Source organism: Arhodomonas sp. KWT (genome assembly GCF_010993615.1).
Genome location: NZ_WNXE01000027.1, coordinates 1,411 through 6,158 on the forward strand (window position 1 = coordinate 1,411; position 4,748 = coordinate 6,158).

Sequence of the window (4,748 nt, forward strand, 5' to 3'; positions counted from 1 at the left end):
GTGCCCTACGGCAGCCAGGGGACGCCGGTCTACACCACCCTGGAGCGCACCTCCCAGCCCATGATCCGGCTGTTCTCAGGCGATCTCACCCACTGGGTGATGGAGGACAACCCCTGCGGCCGGACCTATCCGCGCCTGCCCCAGGGCATTTACGGGCGCATCGACGACATGTTCCAGATCCGCGGCGAGAACGTGTACCCCAGCGAGATCGCTGCCGTGCTCACGGAGCTGGAAGGCTACGGCGGCGAGCACCGGATCGTCGTCTCACGCGAGGGCGTGATGGACGAGCTCGCCGTGCAGGTGGAGGCGGACACGGCCACGGAGTCGGCCGGGGCGCCGGCGATGGAGCGCTTCAGCGAGACTGCGGCCGCCGCGCTGAACCGGGTGCTCGGCCTGCGCGTGGCCATCGAGGTGGTCTCCCCCGGCACCTTCGAGCGCACCGACTTCAAGGCGAAGCGCGTGATCGACGATCGCGATCTCTACCGCACGCTCAACCGGCGCGCCGGGAGCGGCACCGATGGCTGATCGCATCGCCTCCGACGAGCTCGCCGAGCGCGTGTGCAACGGCGATCCCCGGGCCATGGCCCGGCTGATCACCCGCACCGAGGGTGGCGAGCGTGAGTGCCGGGACGCCCTGGCGGCGCTGTATCGGCGCACCGGCCGCGCCCACGTGGTCGGCATCACCGGCGTGCCCGGGGCGGGCAAGTCGTCGCTGGTCAGCGAGCTGGCGCGCACGGTGCGCGGCAGTGGCCGGCGGGTCGCGGTGATCGCCATCGATCCGTCCAGCCCGTTCTCGGGCGGCGCGATCCTCGGCGATCGCATCCGCATGTCGGAGCTGGTGAGCGACCCGGGGGTGTTCATCCGCAGCATGGCCACCCGCGGGAGCCTCGGCGGGCTCGCCCGTCCGGCCCTGGACGCGGTGGACGTGCTCGACGCCGGCGGCTTCGACGTCGTGCTCATCGAGACCGTGGGTGTGGGCCAGGACGAGGTGGACGTGGTGCGCGCCGCGCACACCACCGTCGTGGTCAATGCCCCCGGGCTGGGTGACGACATCCAGGCCATCAAGGCGGGGATCCTGGAGATCGCCGACGTGCACGTGGTCAGCAAGGCCGACCGGCCGGACGCCAACCGCACCGTCCGCGAGCTCAAGTCCATGCTGATGATGAGCATGCCCGAGGGGCCGGACGCCTGGCACGTGCCGGTCATCCCCACGAGCACGGAGGAGGGGAGCGGCTTCGACGAGCTGCTCGCCGCCCTGGACCGCCACCGGGAACACCTTAACCGCACCGGCGAGATCGATACCCGGCGCCGCCGCATCGCGAGCACCCGGGTCGTCAAGATCGCCGAGGAGATCGTGCGCGACAGCTTCCTCCGGGCCCACCCGGAGCGCATCGACGCCATGCTCGAGCGCGTCGTCGAGCGTGAGCTGGACCCGCACGGGGCCGCCCTGGAACTGCTGGACACGGTCAAGGAGAGGATTCGTTATGACGAGTGAGCTGTACAACGATGCCGCGGTGTCGCGCATCGACGCCGAGCGCCGCGACTGGGAAGACAACGAGGTCGCGGGCTTCATCCGCCGCATGCCCGAGAGCCGGAGCGAGTACCGCACCGGGGCCGGGCTGCCGGTCAACCGCGTCTACACGCCGGTGGACATCGCCGACACGGACTACGCCGACATCGGCCTGCCCGGGCGCTACCCGTTCACCCGCGGGCCCTACCCGACGATGTACCGCGGCCGGCACTGGACCATGCGGCAGATCGCCGGCTTCGGCACCGCCGCGGAGACCAACGAGCGCTTCAAGTACCTGCTCTCGGTGGGGCAGACGGGGCTGTCGGTGGACTTCGACATGCCCACCCTCATGGGCTACGACTCCGACCACGGCATGAGCCACGGCGAGGTCGGCCGCGAGGGCGTGGCGATCGACACCCTCTCGGACATGGAGACGCTGTTCGAGGGCATCGACCTGACCAAGATCTCGGTGTCGATGACCATCAACCCCTCGGCCTGGATCCTGTACGCGATGTACATCGCCCTGGCCCAGAAGCGCGGCTACGACCTCAACGACCTCTCGGGCACGATCCAGAACGATATCCTCAAGGAGTACATCGCCCAGAAGGAGTGGATCTACCCGGTGCGGCCGTCGGTGCGCCTGGTGCGCGACTGCATCCAGTATGGCGCCGAGCACATGCGCCGCTACAACCCGGTGAACATCTCCGGCTACCACATCTCCGAGGCCGGGGCGACCGCCGTGCAGGAGGTCGCCTACACCATGGCGACGACCATCCAGTACGTCGAGGAGGCGATCAAGGCGGGCGTGAGCGTGGACAACTTCGCGCCCAGGCTGTCGTTCTTCTTCGTCAGCCAGGCGGACTTCTTCGAGGAGATCGCCAAGTTCCGTGCCGCCCGCCGGGTGTACGCCAAGATCATGGCCGAGCGCTTCGGGGCGCAGAAGCCCGAGTCCTGCCGCCTGCGCTTCCACGCCCAGACCGCCGCGGCGACCCTGACCAAGCCGCAGTACCAGGTCAACATCGTGCGCACCGCCTTCCAGGCGCTCTCCGCGGTGCTCGGCGGGGCCCAGTCGCTGCACACCAACGGCATGGACGAGGCCTTCGCCATCCCCACCGAGGAGGCCATGCGCATCGCCCTGCGTACCCAGCAGGTCATCGCCTACGAGACCGGCGTGGACCAGGTCATCGACCCCATTGGCGGCTCCTACTACGTGGAGTCCCTCACCGACGAGATGGAGCGCCAGATCAACAGCATACTGGCCAAGGTCGACGAGATGGGCGGCACCCTCAAGGCCATCGAGGACGGCTGGTTCCAGAAAGGGATCGCCGACTCCGCCTACGACTTCGCCATCCGCAAGGCGAGCGGCGAGCGGCCGGTGATCGGGGTCAACTGCTTCGTCGAGGAGGAGGAGAAGGTCGACATCGAGACCCATCCCCACGACCCGGAGACGGAGCGCCGCCAGATCGAGCGGCTCGAGCGGGTGCGCCAGGAGCGCGACGAGGCCGAGGTGCAGCGGCTCATCGAGGAGCTGCGGGAGACCGCCGAGGACGAGTCGCGCAACATCATGCCGGTGACCATCGAGCTGGTGAAGGCGGGCGCGTCCATGGGTGATATCGTCGAGACCCTGCGCGAGATCTGGGGCACCTACCGCGAGACCCCGGTGATCTGACGCGCCCAGCGACGCAAACGGGACAGCAAGGCCGGGCCGCGGGCCCGGCCGGAGAGAGGCGTGCACCATGGTCCGTCTGACCAAGATCTACACACGAACCGGCGACGCCGGTGACACCGCCCTCGTCGACGGCAGCCGCGTGCCCAAGGACGCGCCCCGGGTGGCGGCCTACGGCACCATCGACGAGCTCAACGCCACCATCGGCCTCGCGCGTGTCGGTGCCGCGGGACGGCTGGAGACCGAGCTGGAGCGCATCCAGAACGACCTCTTCGACCTCGGCGCCGACCTGGCCACGCCCATGGAGGCGGCGCTCAAGCACGAGCCCCTGCGCCTCGACCCCGCGCAGGTGGCGTGGCTCGAGGGCTGCATCGACGCCTACAACGCCGAGCTGGAGTCGCTGCGCTCGTTCATCCTGCCGGGGGGCGTCGCCCGCGCCGCCCACCTGCACATGGCCCGCACCGTCGCCCGCCGCGCCGAGCGCAAGCTGGTCACCCTGCAGCGCGAGAGCCGCATCAACGAGGCGGCGCTGGGCTACGTCAACCGCCTTTCCGACTACCTCTTCGTCGCCGCGCGCCACGTCAACGCCAGCGAGGGCGACGGCGACCTCCTGTGGGTGCCGGGCCGCTACCGCGAGGGCTGACGCGGCGGGGGCCCGCGTAAGTCGCGCACGGCTGCGGGCCGTGTGCGACATTCCCGCGAGACCACCTGGATGTCGCACGCCTTGCGGTGCACGACCGGCGCGTGTGCGGCGCTGGATTCACACGACAGGCCGACCCGGGTCATTTCCCGTGGGAACGCGCGGTCGGCTTCGGTTCGGGTAGGTCGGTTGCTCCTGGCAACCGACAGCCGCGGTCGTGTCGCACGACGGCAATGCTGGTCCACATGAACGGCCGCTGATCCCGTCCCTCGGGCCGGTGGCTACCGTAACCGCCATTCTTTCCCCGGCGATCGAATGCGCCGTCGGATTCAGGCCGGCAGGAAGGCCCGCCGCTCGCCGTCGTCGATGATGCGGATCGGGTGGCCGTAGTTCGGGTAGGTCGGTTGCTCCTGGCAACCGACAGCCGCGGTCGTGTCGCACGACGGCAATGCTGGTCCACATGAACGGCCGCTGATCCCGTCCCTCGGGTCGGTGGCTACCGTAACCGCCATTCTTTCCCCGGCGATCGAATGCGCCGTCGGATTCAGGCCGGCAGGAAGGCCCGCCGCTCGCCGTCGTCGACGATGCGGATCGGGTGGCCGTAGTTCGGGTAGGTCGGTTGCTCCTGGCAACCGACAGCCGCGGTCGTGTCGTACGCCGGCAATGCTGGTCCACACGAACGGCCGCTGATCCCGTCCCTCGGGCCGCTGGCTACCGTAACCGCCGTTTTTCCCCGGCGATCGAATGCGCCGTTGGATTCAGGCGGGGAGGAAGGCGCGCCGCTCGCCGTCGTCGACGATGCGGATCGGGTGGCCGTAGAGGCGTTCCAGCACCGTCTCGTTGAGCACGTCCGACGTCTCGCCGAAGCACGCCTGCCCGTCACCGAACAGCAGCAGGACGTGATCGCAGAAGCGCGCGGCCAGGTTGATGTC

General features: G+C 69.4%; 3 protein-coding genes and 1 pseudogene. All 4 read left to right on the forward strand.

Annotated elements, in window-relative coordinates; genetic code table 11:
• Window positions 1-525 (forward strand): annotated as a pseudogene (locus G7A99_RS07095) (phenylacetate--CoA ligase); the annotation flags it as partial.
• On the forward strand, window positions 518-1,495 hold the full coding sequence (gene meaB, locus G7A99_RS07100) for a methylmalonyl Co-A mutase-associated GTPase MeaB (protein WP_018719065.1): 978 nt from the start codon (window positions 518-520) through the stop codon (window positions 1,493-1,495). The pseudogene G7A99_RS07095 and the gene meaB, both read left to right, overlap by 8 nt.
• Complete coding sequence (locus tag G7A99_RS07105; RefSeq protein ID WP_018719064.1) at window positions 1,485-3,179, forward strand: methylmalonyl-CoA mutase family protein; 1,695 nt, start codon at window positions 1,485-1,487, stop codon at window positions 3,177-3,179. Before meaB ends, G7A99_RS07105 begins: the two co-directional genes overlap by 11 nt.
• Window positions 3,180-3,246: 67 nt before the next feature.
• Window positions 3,247-3,819 (forward strand): cob(I)yrinic acid a,c-diamide adenosyltransferase, encoded by a 573-nt coding sequence (locus G7A99_RS07110; protein ID WP_018719063.1) that lies wholly within the window; start codon window positions 3,247-3,249, stop codon window positions 3,817-3,819.
• The last annotated feature ends 929 nt before the right edge of the window (window positions 3,820-4,748 follow it).

Coding starts and splice junctions, on each gene's coding strand:
- G7A99_RS07110 (WP_018719063.1), top strand. CDS start 3,247: ATGGTCCGTCTGACCAAGATCTACACACGAACCGGCGACGCCGGTGAC.
- meaB (WP_018719065.1), top strand. CDS start 518: ATGGCTGATCGCATCGCCTCCGACGAGCTCGCCGAGCGCGTGTGCAAC.
- G7A99_RS07105 (WP_018719064.1), top strand. CDS start 1,485: ATGACGAGTGAGCTGTACAACGATGCCGCGGTGTCGCGCATCGACGCC.